The 20,246-nt window shown below is 68.5% G+C and carries 20 protein-coding genes; 17 read left to right on the top strand and 3 right to left on the bottom strand.

Annotation, left to right across the window (positions count from 1 at the left end; all coding sequences use genetic code 11):
- The first annotated feature begins 71 nt into the window (after positions 1-71).
- The 3 genes from FHW84_RS10555 to FHW84_RS10545 all read left to right on the top strand — a co-directional run bounded on the left by FHW84_RS10555 (position 72) and on the right by FHW84_RS10545 (position 1,707).
- Entirely contained in the window at positions 72-539 is a 468-nt protein-coding gene (locus FHW84_RS10555; RefSeq protein ID WP_167255200.1) for a YiiD C-terminal domain-containing protein, read from the top strand.
- Between the two features lie 60 nt (positions 540-599).
- Entirely contained in the window at positions 600-1,016 is a 417-nt protein-coding gene (locus FHW84_RS10550) for a hypothetical protein (RefSeq protein WP_167255198.1), read from the top strand.
- Positions 1,017-1,263: 247 nt separating this feature from the next.
- Positions 1,264-1,707, top strand: coding sequence for a rhodanese-like domain-containing protein (locus FHW84_RS10545; RefSeq protein ID WP_167255196.1), 444 nt, complete (start codon positions 1,264-1,266; stop codon positions 1,705-1,707).
- 62 nt (positions 1,708-1,769) lie between these two features.
- Here FHW84_RS10545 and FHW84_RS10540 read toward each other — a convergent pair whose 3' ends face one another.
- Positions 1,770-2,828, bottom strand: coding sequence for a 2Fe-2S iron-sulfur cluster-binding protein (locus tag FHW84_RS10540; protein ID WP_167255194.1), 1,059 nt, complete (start codon positions 2,826-2,828; stop codon positions 1,770-1,772).
- Between the two features lie 63 nt (positions 2,829-2,891).
- On the opposite strand from FHW84_RS10540, the gene FHW84_RS10535 reads away from it, so the two are divergent.
- Positions 2,892-3,335: a hotdog fold thioesterase gene (locus FHW84_RS10535; protein ID WP_167255192.1), complete on the top strand. Its 444-nt coding sequence runs from the start codon at positions 2,892-2,894 to the stop codon at positions 3,333-3,335.
- A 232-nt stretch (positions 3,336-3,567) separates the two neighbouring features.
- Entirely contained in the window at positions 3,568-4,518 is a 951-nt protein-coding gene (locus tag FHW84_RS10530; RefSeq protein WP_167255190.1) for a serine/threonine protein kinase, read from the top strand.
- Between the two features lie 24 nt (positions 4,519-4,542).
- Here the strand turns inward: FHW84_RS10530 and FHW84_RS10525 are convergent, their stop codons facing one another.
- Positions 4,543-7,500: a LysM peptidoglycan-binding domain-containing protein gene (locus FHW84_RS10525; RefSeq protein WP_167255188.1), complete on the bottom strand. Its 2,958-nt coding sequence runs from the start codon at positions 7,498-7,500 to the stop codon at positions 4,543-4,545.
- Positions 7,501-7,742: 242 nt separating this feature from the next.
- Here FHW84_RS10525 and FHW84_RS10520 point away from each other — a divergent pair, with 242 nt between their 5' ends.
- From FHW84_RS10520 to rmuC, 6 genes are all read left to right on the top strand, one after another.
- Positions 7,743-8,303 carry a DUF1190 domain-containing protein gene (locus FHW84_RS10520; protein ID WP_167255186.1) on the top strand — a complete coding sequence of 187 codons (561 nt, stop codon included), beginning with the start codon at positions 7,743-7,745 and terminating at the stop codon, positions 8,301-8,303.
- A complete protein-coding gene (locus FHW84_RS10515) occupies positions 8,303-9,481 on the top strand; it encodes a glutathionylspermidine synthase family protein (RefSeq protein ID WP_167255184.1) in 1,179 nt (392 codons plus the stop codon). Before FHW84_RS10520 ends, FHW84_RS10515 begins: the two co-directional genes overlap by 1 nt.
- Before the next feature lie 142 nt (positions 9,482-9,623).
- On the top strand, positions 9,624-10,061 hold the full coding sequence (locus tag FHW84_RS10510; protein WP_167255182.1) for a hypothetical protein: 438 nt from the start codon (positions 9,624-9,626) through the stop codon (positions 10,059-10,061).
- A 106-nt stretch (positions 10,062-10,167) separates the two neighbouring features.
- Positions 10,168-11,346 carry a class I SAM-dependent rRNA methyltransferase gene (locus FHW84_RS10505; RefSeq protein ID WP_167255180.1) on the top strand — a complete coding sequence of 393 codons (1,179 nt, stop codon included), beginning with the start codon at positions 10,168-10,170 and terminating at the stop codon, positions 11,344-11,346.
- 47 nt (positions 11,347-11,393) lie between these two features.
- Positions 11,394-12,302, top strand: a complete 909-nt coding sequence (locus FHW84_RS10500; protein ID WP_167255178.1) for a hypothetical protein — start codon at positions 11,394-11,396, stop codon at positions 12,300-12,302.
- 60 nt (positions 12,303-12,362) lie between these two features.
- The gene (gene rmuC, locus FHW84_RS10495; protein ID WP_167255176.1) at positions 12,363-13,805 is read left to right on the top strand and encodes a DNA recombination protein RmuC; all 1,443 of its coding nucleotides are present in this window, start codon (positions 12,363-12,365) and stop codon (positions 13,803-13,805) included.
- 114 nt (positions 13,806-13,919) lie between these two features.
- Here the strand turns inward: rmuC and FHW84_RS10490 are convergent, their stop codons facing one another.
- Positions 13,920-14,735 carry a shikimate 5-dehydrogenase gene (locus FHW84_RS10490; RefSeq protein ID WP_167255174.1) on the bottom strand — a complete coding sequence of 272 codons (816 nt, stop codon included), beginning with the start codon at positions 14,733-14,735 and terminating at the stop codon, positions 13,920-13,922.
- Positions 14,736-14,891: 156 nt separating this feature from the next.
- On the opposite strand from FHW84_RS10490, the gene FHW84_RS10485 reads away from it, so the two are divergent.
- From FHW84_RS10485 to FHW84_RS10460, 6 genes are all read left to right on the top strand, one after another.
- Positions 14,892-15,671 (top strand): hypothetical protein, encoded by a 780-nt coding sequence (locus FHW84_RS10485; protein ID WP_167255172.1) that lies wholly within the window; start codon positions 14,892-14,894, stop codon positions 15,669-15,671.
- 59 nt (positions 15,672-15,730) lie between these two features.
- Entirely contained in the window at positions 15,731-16,330 is a 600-nt protein-coding gene (gene folE, locus FHW84_RS10480) for a GTP cyclohydrolase I FolE (protein ID WP_167255170.1), read from the top strand.
- Positions 16,330-16,665, top strand: a complete 336-nt coding sequence (locus FHW84_RS10475; protein WP_167255168.1) for an EF-hand domain-containing protein — start codon at positions 16,330-16,332, stop codon at positions 16,663-16,665. The genes folE and FHW84_RS10475 overlap by 1 nt, the downstream gene beginning before the upstream one ends.
- A 101-nt stretch (positions 16,666-16,766) precedes the next feature.
- Entirely contained in the window at positions 16,767-18,131 is a 1,365-nt protein-coding gene (locus FHW84_RS10470) for a TCR/Tet family MFS transporter (protein ID WP_167255166.1), read from the top strand.
- The gene (locus FHW84_RS10465; RefSeq protein ID WP_167255164.1) at positions 18,128-18,634 is read left to right on the top strand and encodes a DUF1993 domain-containing protein; all 507 of its coding nucleotides are present in this window, start codon (positions 18,128-18,130) and stop codon (positions 18,632-18,634) included. Before FHW84_RS10470 ends, FHW84_RS10465 begins: the two co-directional genes overlap by 4 nt.
- Before the next feature lie 94 nt (positions 18,635-18,728).
- Positions 18,729-19,376: a DsbA family oxidoreductase gene (locus FHW84_RS10460; protein WP_167255162.1), complete on the top strand. Its 648-nt coding sequence runs from the start codon at positions 18,729-18,731 to the stop codon at positions 19,374-19,376.
- Positions 19,377-20,246: the final 870 nt, after the last annotated feature.

Below are 20,246 nucleotides of genomic sequence, written 5' to 3'. Positions count from 1 at the left end.
TCCCGCGCCACCGGGACCACGCTAGACTTGGCGGCTCCCCATCCCCCGTTTCCCCGCGCGGCATCTTTCGTATGAGCATCACCGCCTCGTCCGCCCAGGACCTGATCGCCTTCATCCGCGACTCGATTCCCCTCGCGCACAGCATGGACCTGCGCCTGCACAGCCACGACGAGGGGCACCTGGCCGTGCTCGCGCCGCTGCCGCCGAACATCAACGACAAGGGCTGCGCCTTCGGCGGCAGCCTGGTCAGCCTGATGACGCTCAGCGGCTGGGGCCTGGTGGAGCTGGAACTGCGCCGCCGCGGCTTCGACTGCGATGTGTTCGTGGCCGAATCGAACGTGCATTACCTGGCGCCGGTGTGGGAGGACTTCCTCAGCGAGGCGCGCCTGGCCCACGGCGCCAGCTGGGACGCGTTCTTCCACACCTTGCGCACGCGCGGCCGCGCGCGCATCGAAGTGGCCTGCCAGGTGCCCGGCAAGCAGCCGGACAAGCCCGCCGCCACCTTGAGCGCGCGCTTCGTCGCAAAACGCCGGGACTGAGGAAGCGGGCGAGCCGCCGCTTGCGGCAGAATGGGCGGGTCTTTCTTGGGGGAATGCGCCATGCGCCGCCTGCTCGTCCTTGCCGTCCTGCTGTTCACCCTGCTGGTTTCGGGCTGCGCCTCCGACAAGCGCAACCAGTCCCTCACCAATACGCTCAATGCCTATGCCGGCGTGGTCCGCTGGGGCGATTTCGGCAATGCGCTGCAGTTCGTCGACCCCAAGGTGCGCGCCGAGCACCCGCCGACCCCGCTGCAGATGTCGCGCTTCGAGCAGTTCCGCGTGACCGGCTACGACGACGGCAACGGCCCCTCGCCCAGCGGCGAGAACGAAGTGCGCCAGGTGGTGGCCATCAGCATGGTCAACAACAACACCCAGGCCGAGCGCACGGTGATCGACCGGCAGATCTGGCATTACGACCCGGAAACCAACCATTGGTGGCTGATGACGGGGTTGCCGGATATCACGGCTGCGCAGTAAGCCTCGCCTCCATTCCCACACCTGGCCCTTCGCCCTCCGGGAGCACGCGGAAAGGGCACAGGGCCGTGCCCGGCTTTGAGGAGCGAGGAAGGCGCCGGCAGGCCGATGAGGGTTCGGCCGGAGCGGTGAACATCGCTCTTGCGCTCCGCCCGCACCCTCACCCCAGCCCCTCGCCCGACGGGAGAGGGGCTTACCCCCTATAATCGCCGGCTGACTCGCTATCACCGCCCGCGCGGACCCCATTCGCATGAACGATTTCCTGCACAAACTGCCCCAGTTCATCGGCAACCATCTGGCGCTCGCCGCGCTGTTCGTGATCCTGCTGGTGGCGATCATCGTGCTGGAAATCATGCGCCTGCTGCGCAAGTACAAGGAGCTGACGCCGGCCGGGCTCACCCTGCTGATCAACCGCGAGAGCCCACTGCTGATCGACCTGTCCGCCTATGCGGACTTCGAGAAAGCCCACGTCCCCGGCGCCCGCCACGTGGCCATGAGCCAGTTCGACCCCGAGCAGAAGGACCTGGCCAAGGCCAAGGAACTGCCGGTGGTGCTGATGGACAAGGACGGCCGCAGCACGGACAAGGCCGCGCAGCGCCTGATCAAGGCCGGTTTCGGCAAGGTCTACACCCTGGGCGGCGGCGTGCTGGCCTGGCAGCAGGCGCAGTTGCCGGTGGCCAAGGGCGGCAAGTAAGGCCCCGCCCCGCCTTCGTTGGATGCGGAAAGCGCGCCCCGGGGCGCGCTTTTTCGTCTGGCTCAGGCGTGGACCAGGCCGGCGCGGCCGGCCAGGATCTGCGCCAGCACGTCCGGCGCGTACTCGAAGGAGTCGTAGTACAGCCGCTCTTCCGGCAGGCCGGCGTCGAGGAACAGCTTGCGGCCGGCATCGATCATCGCCGGCGGGCCGCTCATGTAGACGTCGTGGCCGGACAGGTCCGGCAGGTCTTCCAGCAGCGCCTCGTGCACCAGGCCCATGCGCAGGCCGCTGGCGGCGGCCTGTTCCGGGTCGGACAGCACCGGATGGAAGCGCAGCGCATGCGCCGTGCGTTCCCAGCCGCGCGCCAGCTCCATCAGGTACAGGTCGGCGGCGTTGCGCGCGCCCCAGTAGATCTCGATCCGGCGGCGCGTACCGAGTGCGACGAAGTGCTCCACGATCGCCTTCACCGGCGCGAAGCCGGTGCCGCCGGCCATGAACACCATCGGCCGCTCCGAATCCTCGCGCGCCACGAAGGTGCCCAGCGGCGCCTCGATGCGCAGCCTGTCGCCCACGCGCAGACCGTCGGCCACCCACGAGGTGAAGCCGCCGCCGGCCACGTGGCGCACGTGCATCTCGATCGAACCGTCCGCGCGCGGCCCGCTGGCGATGGAGAACGGACGGCGCCGCCCGTCTTCCAGCAGCACGTCCAGGTATTGTCCCGGCAGCCAGTTCAGCCGCGCCTCGCCGGGGGCGGGCTCCAGGCGCAGGCCGACCACGTCCGGCGCCAGCGCGGTTTTTTCCGCCACCACCACGTCCAGGCGGCGGCGTGCGATGTCTTCCACCGAGGTCACTTCGCGCGCGGCGATCACCAGGTCGCCGCACGGCTCCGCCTGGCACAGCAGCACCGCATGCTGGGCCGGCGAGGTGCCGCTCAGGGCCAATGGAGGATTGCGCGGATACTCGCAGCGCCCCTCCAGCAGGGTGGCCTTGCAGCTGCCGCAGACGCCCGCGCGGCACGAATACGGCAGCGCGATGCCGGCGCGCTGCGCGGCTTCCAGCACGGTTTCGCCGGGCTCGACCGGGAAGCGGCGGCCGGACTGCTTGAGGGTGACGGTGAACACGGATCGATTGTCGCGGCGACAGCGGTCGACCGACAATGCGGTCTTCACCGCGGAGTATCAACCATGACAGCCATCTGGAAGCAGGACACAAGCCTCGACCGCCTCAACGGCTGGAGCCCCGATACCATGATGGAAGCGCTGGGGATCCGCTTCACCGCAGTCGGCGACGACTGGCTGCAGGGCACCATGCCGGTGGACCGTCGCACCCACCAGCCCTACGGCCTGCTGCACGGCGGCGCCTCGGTGGTACTGGCCGAGACCCTGGGCAGCACGGCGGCGATGCTTACCCTGGACCCGGCTCAAGAGGCCGCGGTGGGCCTGGACATCAATGCCAACCACATCCGCGGCGTGCGCAGCGGCATCGTGGTGGGCACCGCGCGCAAGGTGCATATCGGACGCAGCACGCAGGTGTGGGAGATCCGCATCGAGACCGAAGCCGGCGAGCTGGTGTGCATTTCGCGCATCACGATGGCGGTGATTCCGTCGCGGGTGGTCGGACTGAAGTAATCGTGGAGCCCTTCTCCCCGCAGGGGAGCACGCGGGGAGCGCACATGGATGTGCGCGGCTTTGAGGAGCGAGGAAGGTGCCGGCAGGCGGATGAGGGGCGGGTGCTCGCGGAAGAAGATCGACGAAGCGTCGCTCGCTTTTGCGTTCCCGCTTCATCGCTCCGTAGGTCCCCCTCACCCCAGCCCTCTCCCCGGAGGGGAGAGGGAGGCGAGAGCTGCGCGATAATCGCCGGATGTCCCAAGACGCCCCCTACGCCACCCTCACCCCGGACCACGTCCTCGATGCCGTCGCCGCCTGCGGCCTCTATCCCGATGGCCGCCTGCTCGCGCTCAACAGCTACGAAAACCGCGTGTGGCAGGTGGGCATCGACGATGCGCAGCCGGTCATCGCGAAGTTCTACCGCCCGCAGCGCTGGAGCGATGCGGCCATCCTCGAAGAGCACGCCTTCGCGCAGGAGCTGGCTGAGGCGGAACTGCCGCTGGTCGCGCCGCTCACCATCGCTGGACGGACGCTGCTGCATCACGCCGGCTTCCGCTACGCGCTGACGCCGCGCCGCGGCGGCCGCGCGCCGTCGCTGGAATCGGCCGACCAGCTCGAATGGCTGGGGCGGCTGATCGCGCGCATGCATCTGATCGGCGCGCGCGCGCCGTTCGCGCAGCGCGGCCGCATCGACCGCGCCACGTTGATCGAACAGCCGATGCAGGCCGTGCTGGCCTCGCCGCTGCTGCCGGCGCATGTGCAGTCGCGCTACCGCGTCGCCGCGCAGCGCGTGGACGAAGCGGTAGCGCTGCGTATGGAAGCCGTCGGCCCCGTGCGCCAGCTGCGCCTGCACGGCGACTGCCATCCGGGCAATGTGCTGTGGACCGATAGCGGCCCGCACTTCGTCGACCTCGACGATGCGCGCATGGGTCCCGCGGTGCAGGACCTGTGGATGCTCGCCAGCGACGACGCCGGCATGGAAGCGCTGCTCGCCGGCTACGAGCAGTTCCGCGAATTCGACCGCATCGAACTGGCCCTGGTGCCCGCGCTGCGCGCGATGCGCCAGCTGCACTACGCCGGCTGGATCGCCGCGCGCTGGCACGATCCGGCTTTTCCCGCGGCGTTCCCGTTTGCGGGCGAAGCGCGCTGGTGGGACCAGCACGTCGACGACCTGCACGAACTGGCGGACAGCCTGGGCGCCTGAGCGGCGCCCGGCTGTCGCCGGGTTTCAGTGATACAGCGGCGGATCGACGCCCAGCACGTTCTTCAGCACCACGTCGAGCTGATGCGCCGAGGCCGGCTTCTCCTCGCTGTTCACCGGGAACGGGTTGCCCGCGATGATGCTGCCGCGCATCAGCACGCCGGGGCCGCTGCCGAACAGGCCGTGGTCGACGTTGCCGGCGACCAGGCCGTTGTGGTTCGCCAGGTCGTCCCAGTTGCCGTCGTTGCGGTCGGTGCGCTGGAACTTGGCCGGGTCGCCGCCCACCGTATCGAGCGAGGACACCATCGCGCCGGCGAAGGTCTTCTGCTGGTCGGCGCCCAGGCCGTTGAACCAGGCCATGGTCTGCTGCGCATTCATGCCGTGCAGTTCGCCGTAGCGCATCAGCATGTTGGCGGCCGGCTGGTCGTCCTTGCTGTGCCAGGCGCCCAGCGCCTGCGCGGCGCTCTGGTTGTAGCCCAGGCCCTGCAGGAAGGCCTCGCGGCCCGGCACGGCGGCATCGTTGTCCTTCTTGCTCTGGTAGGCGATCAGGCCCACCGTGCCCAGCGCGACCAGGCCGATGCCGATCGGGCCGGCCCAGCTGCCCCAGCCCGCCCCGCCGGCCAGCGCCGCGCCGAGCATGCCCTCGCCGCCGACCGCGGCATTGCCCGCGGCCCACATGATCGAACCCACGCCGGTGGTGGCGTACAGCGCGCCCTCGGTACCGTCGCCCTTGCCGAAGGCGTCGACCGATTTCCAGATGTCGATGCCGCCGGACAAGATGTTCACCCAGTGATCCACCGAGCGCTGGCCCACCGTGCCCCACAGGCTTTCCTTCGGCGCCCAGCCCACGCTGGTCACCAGGCCCGCGGTCTTCTGGCTGAAGCCGGCGGCGCCGATCAGCGCGGACATGTCGTTGCGCAGTTCCTCGGTGCCGGTCTTGCCGGTACCGACCTTGTCGAAGGCATTGGCCAGGCTCAGGCCCGCGGCGCCGACGCTGAAGGCGCGGAACAGCGTGCTGACCGCCGTGCCGTTGTCGAAGCCCTTGATCTTGCCGAGCTTGCCGTCGGTGTCCTTGAGGCCCGACTTCAACGACTCGTTCAGCGCATCCGGCGTCTTGGCATCCTTGGCCAGCGCATCGAAGTCGGAAAGATTGCCCTTCAGCACGTCGGTGGCTTCTTTCAGGCTGCCGACCTTGTCGCCATCCAGGCCCAGCACCACCGCCAGCGACTTGTTGTTGCCCAGGTCGTCGAGCTGCTGGATCACCTTGGTGCGCGTCGCCACGTCATTGCTCCTGGACAGCTGCTCGCGCAGGTCGTCCAGGCGGCCCTTGACGTAGTTGGTGCCCAGCTCCTGGGTCAGCTTGCGGCCGGCCTGGTCGGCGACCTTGCCGTATTGCGCCCACTGGTTGAGCAGGGCCTGGCCCGGTTCGCCCTTGAGGATGGTCGGATCGTTCTGCACGGCCAGGCGCATGGCGGCGGCGTTGTTGTCGCTGCCGAGCAGCTTGCCGATGGTGTCGTTCACCGCCTTCTGGTCGCCCGGATGGTTTGCCGCCCACTGCGCCAGCGCGGTCTGCTGCGAGAGCAGCAGCTTGCCGTCGTCGGCGATCAGCTGCTGCGCATCGGCCACCTGCTTCTCCCAGTCCGGGCCCTTCATCTGCTTGTACTTGTCGATCGCCGCCTTCAGCTGGTCGGCCGTCATCGACTTGCCTTCCTTGGCGATCAGGCTGTTCAACTCGCCGGTGAGCTTGACGTACGAGTCGATCGCACCGTCCACGCGGTAATGCGTGTTCTCCACCGTCTTGAACAGTTCGGCCTTGGTCTGCTCCACCCAGGGGCCGGTGATGCGCTCGTAGCCGCCGTGGCTGACCTTGTCGACGAAGCTCAGCGCCAGGGTCGGATCGTCCGACTGCGCCGCCATCGAGGTAAGCATCGACTGCGTATGCATGCCGCCGGCGACGATGCGCGGGTCGGGCAGCTGGCCGGCGAGATCGTCCGCCAGCGATTGCGCCGCGGCCGGATCGCTCTGCCGCAGCGTGCCCACCACGGTGGACAGGCTGGTGAGGATGTTGCCGGAGTGGCGCTGCTCGTTGTCGTACAGAAACGCGAAATGCGTGAGCTGCTCCATCTGCGTGCGCCCCTGCGCGGCGATGGAGGCGCGCGCGGCGGGCGAACTCAAGCCCGCCATCAGCTCGGCGTAGCGGCCGGCGGATTCGTCGGCCTGCCTGGCCTTCGGCTCGATCTGGTTGCTGTTGGTGAGCTGCTCTTCCTTGTATGGCTGGGCGGCCCAGTTGGCAGCGTCCTGCACGGTCCTGGCGAAGCCGGGGTTCGCTTCGGCCAGCTTGCGCACCTGGTCGGAGCTGGCGTTCTTCAGCGAGGTGTCCAGCGCCAGCAGCTTGTCCTTCGGCGAGGTGTAGCCGGCGCGGTCGTTGGCGGCGACCAGGCTGTCGGCCTCCTGCTTGTCCACCGCGTGCTGGATCGCGGCATCGCCCTGGTAGCGGCCGAGGATGTCGGTACGCGCGGCCTTTTCGCGCTCGGCCAGGCTCGGCGGCTGTTCGCCCAATTGCTTGCGCTGCTGCGGGGTGAGGCCGTCGTTCACCGGTTCCTTCAGGCGCGCCTGCACTTCGTCGTTGACGGCCTGGTCGAGCTTGTCCTGCAGGCCGGGCAGGTCCGCGCTGCGGTTGTCGGCCACCGCCTCGTTGTAGTTGTTGAGCGCGCGGTTCACCTGCTGCTGCGGGGTGGGCACCGGCGTCGGCACGCCCGCCACGGCCGGCGCGTTCGCCGGAGGCATCTTCAGCACGTCGCCGGGCATGATGCGGCCGCCGGCAACGGCCGGATTGGCCTGCTGCAGCGCTTCCACGCTGGTGCCGAACTTCCTGGCGATGCCGTCGAGCGTGTCGCCGTGCTCCACCCGGTACTTCTCCGGCGGCGGCGGCGGGGGCGGCGGCGGGGTGTAGGCGGGGATGCCGAGATCGCGCGGGATCGCCATGGTCGTAAGCCTTTACGAAGAAAACGGGGGAGCCGCTATTGGAGAACCCCGCACCGGGAGCCGCCTACTGGGGCTAACCCTAGGTCGGGACTGGACTTCGCCCTGTCATGAACGCCGTCGCATTGTGACCGCCCCATGTCGCCCGCCCTCGAAAGAACTTGCCGGGCGGAACTTCCTTCCGAACTCCGGCGCGGGCATGCTTGCCGCTTCGCTACCGCGACCGACGCCAAGGGAAAGCCGGGATGAAACGCTCAAGGACCGCCGCCCTGCTGCTGATGAGCAGCGTGCCGCTCTGCCTCACCGCCTGCGGCGACGACGAGGCCACCCGCGAGGGCCTGTACACCTCGGTGGACGCCTGCGTGGCGCAGACCAGCGACCGCGCCACCTGCGAACAGGCCTTCGCCAAGGCCAAGGCCGACGCCGCCGAGAACGGCCCGCGCTTCGCCAACCGCCAGGAATGCGCGGCCACCTACGACTGGGACCGCTGCGAGGAACGCCGCGACAGCGGCGGACACTCCTTCTTCGGGCCGATGATGGCCGGCTTCTTCGTCTCGCAGATGCTGCGCAACGGCAGCGTCACCCCGGGCTTCACCGGCGGGCCGGCCTTCCGCAACACCGCGGGCCAGTGGCAGCAGCCCGATCCGAACGACCGCCGCACCACCCCAGGCGGCGGCGCGGGCGGCTACAGCGCCTACAGCGGCGGTTCGCGCGCGATGGTGCCGGTGAGCGCCACGCCCGACCGCGCCGTCACCGTCAGCCGCGGCGGCTTCGGTTCCTCCTTCCGCGGCCGGGCCGGCAGCTGATGCGCCGCATCGCCATCCGCGAGCGGCCGGACTGGCGCGCTCGCGCCGAGGACTGCGGCTTCGTCTTCCACACCATCGACGGCGAGCCGTACTGGGACGAGTCGGCCTACTACGCCTTCTCGCTGCGCCAGATTGAAGACGACATCGAAGCGCCGACCGAAGAACTGCACGCCATGGCGCTGGACCTGGTCGACGGCATCGTCGCCAGCGAGCAGCAGCTGCGCCGGCTGGCGATCCCCGAGCCGTACTGGGACTGGATCGCGCGCAGCTGGCGCGAACGCCAGCCGCATCTCTACGGCCGCATGGACTTCGCCTACGACGGCCGCGGCCCGGCCAAGCTGTACGAGTTCAACTACGACACGCCGACCTCGCTGTTCGAGGCCGCGTTCTTCCAGTGGGAATGGCTGGAAGACCAGCTCGCGCGCAACGGCCTGCCCGCCGGCGCGGACCAGTTCAATTCCATCCAGGAAGCCCTGGTCGAAGCCTTCGGCGCGATCGCGCGCGACATCGCGCGGCCGTTCCTGTTCGCCGCATTGCGTGAGTCGGCGGAGGATCAGGGCACCGTCGGCTATCTGCGCGACTGCGCGCTGCAGGCCGGCGTCGACAGCGGCGAGATCGCCATCGAAGACATCGGCATCAGCGCGGACGGGCGCTTCACCGACCTGGACGACCGCGTGATCGGCGCGCTGTTCAAGCTGTATCCGCTGGAGGATCTGTTCCGCGAGGAGTTCGGCCGCCATCTGCCGGCGTCGCGCCTGCAACTGATCGAACCGCCGTGGAAGGCCGTGCTCAGCAACAAGGGCATCCTGCCCCTGCTGTGGGAAAAGCACCGCGGCCACCCCAACCTGCTGCCCGCCGCGTTCGACGACGGCGCCGCGCTGCAGCCCGGCTGGGTGCGCAAGCCGCTGCATTCGCGCGAAGGCGCCAACGTCGCCATGCATCTGCCGGACGGGCGCCGCGTGGAAACCGGCGGCCCCTACACAGGGCCGTGCATCCGCCAGGCCTGGCATCCGCTGCCGGACCTGGGCGGCGCCTTTCCGCTGATCGGCAGCTGGGTGGTGGCCGACCGCGCCTGCGGCATGGGCATCCGCGAGGACCGCTCGCCGGTGACGCAGGACGGGGCGCGCTTCGTGCCGCATGCGATCGTGGATGAACCGCGCGGCGTGCTGATGGCGTAGGTTGGGGTGAGCGCCAGCGAACCCCAACACACACCCGCACCTTAGCGACGCCCATGTTGGGGTTCGCTGGCGCTCACCCCAACCTACGCACTGCCGTTCCGTCCGGCTAAGCTTGCGGCTCTTTGGCCGACGGAACCCTCGCGTGCGCAGCTTTCTTTTCCGCCTGATCGGCATCCTCGAAGTCGCCGGCGGCTTCTACGGCCTGGTGACCATGCTGCGCCGCCTGCTGCCGCTGGGCAGCACGCACGATTCGATCGTGGCGGTGATCGGGCTGGCGCTGTACGGCTTCGTGCTGGTGGCGGGCTTCGAGCTGCTGGGCAATACCGAGCGCGGCGTGACCTTCTCGCGCATCGCCCAGCTGCTGCAGCTGCCGCTGATCGCCATGCCGGTGCTCAGCTACGGCCTGCACTGCGGCGCCTTCGTGAATATCTACGCCACCCTGCAGTCCTCGCCGCACCTGGGCCTGGACTGGCATATCGGTTCGCAGGGCTTCGTGCTGGCGGTGGCCGGGCCGGCCGTGTCGCGGCTGGGCATCAATCTGCTGGCCCTGCTGTCCTGGCTGGCGCTGCGGTTGCGCTGATCAGGGAACGGGGAACGGGGATCAGGGAACGGGAAAAGCCGGGAGCGCGCGGCGCCTTTGTTCCCCATTCCCCGATCCCCGTTCCCCGCTCCGTTATCATTCTCCGATGAACAGCCCCGCTTCCCCCTCCCTGCCCGTCATCCGCCTGAAGTCCGACCGCACGCCCGGCCACCCCTGGGTGTGGTCCGCGCAGGTGCACAAGCCCGCCGAGCGGCTGCCGCCCGGCAGCGTGGTGGAGGTGCTGGACGCCAAGGACCGCTTCGTCGGCCGCGCGTTCTGGAACGGCCATGCGCGCATCGCGCTGCGCCTGCTCACCGCCGACGCGGACGAAGCCATCGATGCCGGCTGGATCGCCGCGCGCATCGCCCGCGCCGTGCAGCTGCGCCGCGACTGGCTGGCGCTGGACCAGGCCACCGACGCCTGGCGCGTGGTGCACAGCGAAGGCGACGGGCTCTCCGGCCTGATCGTGGACCGCTACGCCGACATCCTGGTGATCGAATACTTCGCCGCCGGCATGTGGAAATTCCGCGAGGCGATCCACGCCGCGCTGCTGCAGCACTTTCCCGGCGCGCGCCTGTACTGGTTCGCCGAAAGCCACGTGCAGAAGCAGGAATCCTTCGACTGCCGCGCCGCCGAGGCGCCCGCGCCGGTGGAAGTGCACGAGCACGGCCTGCGCTTCCATGCCGCGCCGGGCCTGGGCCACAAGACCGGCTTCTTCGCCGACCAGCGCGACAACCGCGCCCGTTTCGCCGAGCTGGCGCGCGGCCGCCGCGTGCTGGACCTGTGCTGCAACGCCGGCGGCTTCGCCGTGCATGCGCTGGCCGGCGGCGCCAGCGAGGCCACCGGCGTGGACATGGACGCGGGCATCCTGGAGGTGGCGCGCGCCAATGCGGTGGCCAACGGCGTGGACGCGAAGTTCGAACAGGCCGACATCTTCGACTGGCTGCGCGCGGCCGTCGCGCGCGGCGAGCAGTACGACGCCGTGGTGCTGGACCCGGCCAAGCTCACCCGCGACCGCAACCGCGTGGTCGATGCGCTGAAGAAATACTTCGCCATGAACCGCCTCGCGCTGGACGTGATCCCGCCGGGCGGCCTGCTGCTGACCTGCTCCTGCACGGGGCTGGTGAGCGAGGCGGATTTCCTGGAAATGCTGCGCCGCGTGGCGCTCAACGCCGGCCGCGAGATCCAGGTGCTGGAAGCGCGCGGCGCCGGCCCGGACCATCCGGTGCGCAGCGACGTGCCGGAAGGGCGTTATCTGAAAGCGGTGTTCTGCCGGGTCTGGTAAGGCCCGTCAGCCAACGGACACAAAAGGATCGAAGAGGAATCGACCGTATGCGCAGGATCGCCGCCAGCTTCGCGCTCGCTTGTCTGCCGTTGTGCGCCGTCCATGCCCAGGGCAATCCTGGCGCCAAGCCGCGCGTTCCGATCGAAGACACCTACATCATCGTGCCGAAGTACGCGGCGGAGTACACGCTGGCGCGCAGCGTGAACCACGGCGACGAGGGCCAGTTCGCCGGCGGCGTGGCCTTGACCTTCAGCGACTCGGCATCGCCCGCGCTCAGCACCGACATGATGATCTACCCCATCGGCGGCAGCGCCAGCGTCGCCTCGATGGAGGCGAAGTTCCGCGGCGACGTCGAGGTCGCCGAGGCGAAAGGCCAGTACATCGTCACGCAGTGGAACGACGCCACCGACTTTGTGCTGCGCCGGCCCGACGGCAGCGCGTGGCCGGGACGCATCATGTCGCTGCGCCTGAAGGCGGGGGACGGCGAAATCGACTCGCGTACGTATCTGTTCCACCACGGCATCTACGCCTACATGCTGCGCATCGACGTACCGGCCGGCCAGGGCGGCGACCTGCTCACCGTCGAAGACTCGCTGGCGCGCGCGCTGCTGACCTCGATCCAGGTGGTGAGCGTCGGCAGCTGCGGCAAGCAGATGAGCATCAGCATGCGCCCGCCCGGCGTACCGGCTCCCGCCGGCTATACGGACGGCATCTCGGCGGACGGTTTCAGCATCTCGGTCGGCCAGGAAGACGTCGAGAGCAACGGCAAGGAGCTGGTCGCCAACCTGCAGTCCGGCCGCGGCATGTTCGGCCGCATGCGCCTCGCCGCCGCGCGCCAGGTCGCCAACGGCTGCACCTCGACGCCCTACGCGCCGCCGGCCGCCTCGGACGAACTGGCCGTGCTGCGGCTGCATTTCCCGGCCGATTACTGGCAGCTCACGCCGGTACCGCACTGAGCGGTCCCGGCGGATGAGACGCGGGCGCGTACACTTGGCGCCTTGCCGTATGGAACCGCCATGTCGCTTACCGAAGTCCTGCTGCTTGTCCTGATCCTGCTCGTCCTGGCCGCGCTGGCCTTGCTGGCCGTGCTGCTGCGTTCGCGCGACGGCGGCGGCCTGCACGCACGGCTGGATGCGCTGAAAGACGATGGCGAGCGCCTGCAGCGCAGCCTGCGCGAGGAACAGCGCTCCGGCCGCGAGGAACTGCAGCAGGGCTTCGACCGCTTCCGCGTGCATATGGGCGAGCAGCTCGGCGGCATGAGCCAGCACCAGGCCGAGCGCATCGACGGCTTCGGCCAGCGCCTGAACGTGCTGACCGAACGCACCGACGCCGGCCTGCAGGCGCTGGCTCAGCGCCTGGCCGAGGACGCGCGCCACAGCCGCCAGGAGCTCACCCTCGCGCTCAACCGCTTCGGCGAACAGCAGCAGCAGCGCCTGGCCGCGCTCACCGCCGACAACGAAAAGCGCCTGGGCGAAGTGCGCGCCACCCTGGAGAGCAAGCTCAAGGCGATCCAGGACGACAACGCCGCCAAGCTCGAACAGATGCGCGCCACCGTCGACGAGAAACTGCAGAACACGCTGGAGACGCGCCTGGGCCAGTCCTTCCAGCTGGTCTCCGAGCGGCTGGAAGCGGTGCAGCGCGGCCTGGGCGAGATGCAGAGCCTGGCCACCGGCGTGGGCGATCTCAAGCGCGTGCTGACCAATGTGAAGACGCGCGGCACCTTCGGCGAAGTGCAGCTCGGCGCGCTGCTGGAGCAGATCCTGATTCCCGAGCAGTACGCCGCCAATATCGCCACCGTGCCCGGCTCGGCCGAGCGCGTGGAGTACGCCATCCGCCTGCCCGGCGGCCAGGACGAGCAGCCGGTGTGGCTGCCGATCGACGCGAAATTCCCGGTGGAGGACTACCAGCGCCTGCTCGACGCGCAAGAGGCGGCCGATGCCGACGCCGCGCTCGCCGCCGGCCGCGCGCTGGAAGTGCGCGTGCGCGAAGAAGCCAGGCGCATCCACGGCAAGTACGTGGCGCCGCCGCACAGCACCGACTTCGCCATCCTGTTCCTGCCCACCGAAGGCCTGTACGCGGAAGTGATCCGCCGCCCCGGCCTGTCCGACCTGCTGCAGCGCGACTACCGCATCACCCTGGCCGGCCCCACCACCCTCACCGCCCTGCTCAACAGCCTGCAGATGGGCTTCCGCACGCTGGCGATCGAAAAGCGCAGCAGCGAGGTGTGGCAGCTGCTGGCGGCGGTGAAGACCGAGTTCGGCAAGTTCGCCGGCGTGTTGGAGAAGACCCGCAAGAAGCTTACGGAAGCGAGCAATGTGATCGATCAGGCGGGTGTGCGTACGCGGGCGATCGAGCGGAAGCTGCGGCATGTGGAGACGCTGCCGGGGGAGCAGGTGCAGCAGTTGCTGGGGGAGGCGCCGAGCAGCGAGGCTGAGGAAGAGGACGAAGCGAGCGACTAGCAGGCGTAGGTTGGGGTGAGCGCAGCGAACCCCAACACAGGCACATCCGGGCGCATCGCATTGTTGGGGTTCGCTGCGCTCACCCCAACCTACGCCGAGCGATGAACTCGCCGCTTATGCCAGCGCGTGCGCCGCCGCCTCCGCGATCAGCCGATCCTCCGGCCGCACGCCCGTATACAGCACGAACTGCTCCACCGCCTGCAACACGATCACCTCCGCCCCGGTGATCACCAACTTCCCCTTCGCCCGCGCCAGCCGTATCACCGGCGTCTCCGGCGGCAACGCCACCACGTCGAACACCACGCTGGCGCGCTCCACTTCCGCCTCGGTGAACGCCAGCGCATCCACCTCCGGCCCTTCCATGCCGATCGGCGTCACGTTGATCAGCAGCTGCGCCTCGACACCGCGCATATCCGGCGCCCACGCATAACCGCAACTCTCCGCCAGCGCCCGGCCCGTGGCCTCGTTGCGCGCCACGATATGGCCGCGCTTGAACCCCTTGTCGCGCAACGCGCAAGCCACCGCCTTCGCCATCCCGCCGCTGCCGCGCAGCGCCAGCGTGAGATCCGGCGAAACCCGATGCTGCTCGATCAGGCGCGCCACTGCGATGTAATCGGTGTTGTACGCACGCAGCTGTCCATCGTCGTTGACGATGGTGTTGACCGAATCGATCGCCTTGGCCGAGGCATCGATCGCATCGACCAGCGGAATGCAGGCTTCCTTGAACGGCATCGACACCGCGCAGCCGCGGATGCCCAGCGCGCGGATGCCGCCGATGGCTGCGGGCAGGTCGCGCGTGGTAAAGGCCTTGTAGACGTAGTCCAGGCCGAGCGCTTCATACAGGTAGTTCTGGAAACGCGTACCGAAATTGCCGGGGCGGCCGGACAGCGACATGCACAGCTGGGTGGTACGGGAAATGCGCAGGGTCATGGCGTACTCGCTACTTGAATCGTCAGCGGGACCATAAAGAGCCGGGGTGCGATCGATCAACCCCATATCCATCGACCGCAGACCCATCAACCCCGTCGGCCGCGGCAAGGCGTTCCATCCCACGCATCGAGCCGCGATGCCTGCCGGAGCCTTCCCATGAAAACCCTGCTGATCGCGCTGGCCCTCGCCGCCGGCCTGGCCCACGCCGCACCCGCCAGTGCCGTGGGCCGCCTGCTGGATCTGAGCGTGTACGACCGCGACACCGGGCGCAGCCTGCCCGTCTACCAGCACCACGGCCGCTACTACGTGGCCGGCGAACCGGGCCACCGCTACCGCATCGCGCTGCGTAGCCGCAGCGGCGAGGATCTGCTGGCGGTGCTGTCGGTGGATGGCGTCAATGCCGTCTCCGGCCAGACCGCCGGCTGGTCGCAGGCCGGCTACGTGCTGGACCCGCGCGCGAGCACCGACGTGCTGGGCTGGCGCAAGAGCCTCAGCCAGGTGGCCGATTTCGTCTTCACCGATATCGGCCAGAGCTACGCCGCGAAGACCGGGCGGCCGGACAACGTCGGCGTGATCGGCGTGGCGGTGTTCCGCCGCAAGCCGCAGCCGGTCTATGAGCCGCCGATGGTGAGCGAGATAGCGGCCTCGCCCGCGGCACCTGCCGCAGCCGACGCCGCCGCCGCTCCGTCCGCAATGCGCGGCGCGGAGCAGCGTGCCGCCAAGGCCAGCGCACCGCTGGGCACCGGCCACGGCGAGCGTGAGTATTCCTCGGTTACCGAAGTGGAATTCGAACGCACCTCCAGCTCGCCGGACGAAGTGGTCACGCTGTACTACGACACCTGGAACAACCTCGCCGCGCAATGCGTGATCCCCTGCGAACGGCCGCGCCCGGTGCGCCCCGAGCCCTTCCCGGGCCGCTTCGTACCGGACCCGTGAGGCGCCGGGGCTTGACGCTGGCGCTACACTTGACCGCCTGCGCCACGTAAGGAACCCCCATGAGCGATCAGCACCCCAGCGACGTCACCCCCGAGCAGGCCGAGGAAGCGGTACGCGTGCTGCTGCGCTGGGCTGGCGAGGATCCGTCGCGCGAAGGCCTGCTCGACACGCCCAAGCGCGTGGTCAAGGCCTACCGCGACTGGTTCTCCGGCTACCTCACCGATCCGGGCGAGTATCTGCGCCGCACCTTCGAGGAAGTGGCCGGCTACGACGAGATGGTGGTGCTGCGCGACATCGAGTTCGAAAGCCACTGCGAGCACCACATGGCGCCGATCGTGGGCCGCGCCCACGTCGGCTACCTGCCGACCAACCGCGTGGTCGGCATCAGCAAGCTGGCGCGCGTGGTGGAAGCCTATGCGCGCCGCTTCCAGGTGCAGGAAAAGCTCACCGCGCAGATCGCGCAGTGCATCCAGGAAAACCTGCACCCCGCCGGCGTGGCCGTGGTGATCGACGCCAGCCATGAATGCATGACCACCCGCGGCGTGCATAAGCGCGGGGTGTCGATGGTCACCAGCCAGATGCTGGGCTCGTTCCGCGACGACGCGCGCACCCGCGCCGAATTCCTGCAGTTCATCGGCATCCGCGGCGGCGTGCGCTGATGCGCGCCGTGCTGGCGGCAGCCCTGCTGGCGCTGCCGTGCCTGGCCGCCGCGCAGGGCTATCCGCGCACGCCGGCCGAATACCTCAGGCTGATGGATACCGACGGCGACGGCCGGGTCAGCGAGCAGGAGTACGTGGATTACCTGAGCGCCGGCTTCCGCCGCATGGACGCCAACGGCGACGGCGTGCTGGAGCCGGAGGAACTGCCCGGCGGCCATGGCAAGCCGATCACCCTGCGCAGCCACCAGGACAATCTGCGCCGCCAGTTCCACAAGCTGGACCGCAACCACGACGGCTACCTGGACGCGAAGGAACTCGCGGCACCGCCGGCCTGAGGGTTTTACCCCGGACCGGCGCGAACGGAGGATGATGCGGCGCTACAACGCGCATCACGCACCTTGCGCTATCGTTCGCGCTTTCATCCCGCCGGCCGACCATGGACCAGCCAGTCACCACCGTCACCGAGCCGCGGCGCCGCGCGGCGGTAGCGTTTATCTTCGTCACCGTCCTGCTGGACATGCTGGCCTTCGGCATCGTGATCCCCACGCTGCCGCATCTGCTCGAACAGCTCGCCGGCGGCGGCATCGCCACGGCGGCCTCGTGGGTGGGCATCTTCAGCACCGTCTTCGCCGTGGTGCAGTTCATCTTCGCGCCGATCCAGGGCGCGCTGTCGGACCGCTTCGGCCGGCGCCCGGTGATCCTGATCTCCAACCTCGGCCTGGCCGTGGATTTCATCGTGCTGGCGCTGGCGCCCACGCTGTGGCTGTTGCTGCTGGGACGCATCCTGCTGGGCATGACCGCGGCCAGCTTCACCACCGCCAATGCCTATATCGCCGACATCACGCCGAAGGAAAAACGCGCCGCCGCGTTCGGCATGCTCGGCGGCGCCTTCGGCCTGGGCTTCATCATGGGCCCGGGCGTGGGCGGCGTGCTGGGCGAGATCTCGCTGCGCCTGCCGTTCTGGGTGGCCGCGGGCCTGGCGCTGTGCAATTTCCTCTACGGCCTGTTCGTGCTGCCCGAGTCGCTGCCGAAGGAGCACCGCACCGCGCGCTTCGAACTGCACAGCGCGCATCCGCTGGGCTCGCTGAAGCTGCTGCGCCGCGACCCGGTGCTGCTTGGGCTGGGCACGGTGATGTTCCTGGTCTATCTGGCGCACTACGTGCTGCAGACCACCTTCGTGCTGTATGCCGACTACCGCTACGGCTGGGGCACCCGCGCCGTCGGCCTGGTGCTGATGCTGGTGGGCGCCTGCGACGGCTCGGTGCAGGCCTTCCTCACCGGCAAGCTCACCCCGCGCTGGGGCGAGCGGCGCGTGCTGGTGGCCGGCATGCTGTGCGGCATCGGCGCCTTCCTGCTGATGGGCCTGGCCAACGTGGGCTGGGTGTTCCTGCTCGGCATTCCGCTGCTGGCGCTGTGGGGCCTGTCCGGCCCGCCGGTGCAGGCGATCATGACGCAGCAGGTCGACCCCAGCGAACAGGGCCGCCTGCAGGGCGCGATCACCAGCCTGGGCAGCTTTGCCGGCATCTTCGGCCCCACCTTGTTCGCGCAGATCTTCTCCTTCTCGATCATGCCCGGCACCCCGCTGCACCTGCCCGGCCTGGCCTTCGTGGTGGCAGCCGCCCTGCTGGTGATCGGCACGCTGATCGCCGCGCGCACCGCGCGGCGCGTGACCGATCCCTCGCTGACCCGCCACGAGGAACCCACGCCCTGCGCCGCCGCCGTACCCCATGACCTTTCGCCGGTTGCCGCCACGCAGCCGGCCGATGCCGACCCCGTCCACTCCTCGGAGCCATCCTCATGACGCTTTCCATGTACCAGGCCTCGGTGCCCGTATTCCTGCGCGCGCTGGCCAACCTGCAGCACGTGCTGAAGAAGGGCGAAGCCCACGCGCACGCCAAGGGCATCACTTCCGACGTGCTGCTGCAGACCCGCCTGATCCCCGACATGCACCCGCTGGTGCGCCAGGTGCAGATCGCCACCGACATGGCCAAGAACGGCACCGCCCGCCTGGCCGGCGTGGAGCCGCTGAAGTTCGAAGACACCGAAACCAGCTTCGAGCAGCTGCATGCGCGCATCGAGCGCGCGGTGGAATACATCAAGGGCTTCAAGACCGAACAGCTCGACGGCAGCGAAGGCCGCACCGTCACCATCAAGACCCGTACCGGCGAACAGCAGTTCGAAGGCCAGGCCTATCTGCTGCACTTCGTGCTGCCGAACCTGTTCTTCCATTGCACGACGGCGTACGCGATTTTGCGTGCGGCGGGGGCGGAGTTGGGGAAGTCGGATTTCATGGGGAAGATGTAAATCCCCTCTGCAGCGCCGTCCGCATGGGCGGCGCTGACTTGATTGCACCCGCCCAGGCCGCATCTCCCATCCGTTCCCCTATCGGATACCCGCCATGGCCAACAAGCTCAAGATCGATTTCGTTTCCGACGTGGTCTGCCCCTGGTGCGCGGTGGGCCTGGGTTCGCTGGACGAGGCGCTGCGCCGGCTTGAGGGTGAGGTGGAAGTGGAGATCCATTTCCAGCCGTTCGAGCTCAATCCGCAGCTGGCGCCGGAGGGCGAGGATGTGGGCGAGCATCTGGCGCGCAAGTACGGCAGTACGCCGGAGCAGATGAAGCAGAACCAGGAGGCGATCCGCCAGCGCGGGGCCGATGTGGGTTTCACGTTCAACCTGGATAAGCGCAGCCGCATCTACAACACCTTCGATGCACACCGCTTGCTGCATTGGGCGGAAACACTAGGGCGCCAGGGTGAGCTCAAGCGCGCGCTGCTGGGTGCGTATTTCACCGATGGGCGCAATGTGAGCGACCGCGAGGTGTTGGTGGATGCCGCCAGCAAGGTCGGCCTGGATGCGGCCGAGGCGCGCAAGGTGCTCGACGAGGGTCGCTATGCGGATGAGGTGCGGGCGCAGGAGGCGTTCTATCAGTCGCAGGGGGTGCGGGCGGTGCCGTCGGTGATCGTCAATGATCGGTATTTGATTCAGGGTGGGCAGCCGCCGGAGGTGTTTGAGGATAGCTTGCGGCGCATCGCTGCTGAGGGGTGATTGGGCGCTTGCGCGTCGGCTCTTTGCTCGTCATCCCGGCGTAGGCTGGGATCCAGTGACTGTATCGCTCGGTTTTCGCGGTGACGCGATTTGGCCGCTTATGCAGCGGGCATTTCGGACGCCTGCCGGCGCCCGAGTCACTTTCTCTTTGCTGGCTCAAAGAGAAAGTAACCAAAGAGAAATAGCCTCAAGTCAAAGGCTCGCGACGCGACTAGAAGGAGCAGTGGGCGGCTGCGGTAAACGGATTAACCTGGGTCTACACGAAACATCAGTGCGTTTACGTAACGGGTGCTTCAACGTGCCGTGGCCGAGAGGATGTTCAGTGACCGAGGCCAGCTTCTGTTCTTCGTTCCCGCCTGCCTCACCACTTCACCCCTCTCCCCTCCGGGGAGAGGGCAGGGTGAGGGGCCGGGCGGAGCACAACGTTAATTCTTGCCGTGGCGTAGGTTGGGGTGAGCCGCAGGCGAACCCCAACACCGGCACCTTCACGCGCCTCGCCATGTTGGGGTTCGCCTGCGGCTCACCCCAACCTACACCGTGCGCTTACGCGACGAACAGGGCTAAGCCTAAAAGCTGGCCTCAGTCACTGAAAGTCCTCTCGGCAACGGCACGTTGAAGAAGCCGTTACGTAAACGCACTGATGTTTCGTGTAGACCCAGGTTAATCAAGTTACCGCAGCCGTCCACTGCTCCTTCTAGTCGCGTCGCGAGCCTTTGCTCTAAGGCTATTTCTCTTTGGTTACTTTCTCTTTGAGCCAGCAAAGAGAAAGTGACTCGGGCGCCGGCAGGCGTCCGAAATGCCCGCTGCATAAGCGGCCAAGTCGCGGCCACGCGAAAACCAGGCGATACAGTCACTGGATCCCAGCCTTCG

This window comes from Dyella sp. SG562 (genome assembly GCF_011759495.1).
Classification (GTDB): Bacteria; Pseudomonadota; Gammaproteobacteria; order Xanthomonadales; family Rhodanobacteraceae; genus Dyella_D; species Dyella_D marensis.
Note: the sequence above shows the minus strand (reverse complement) of the source record. Positions and strands in the feature narration are given on the sequence as shown.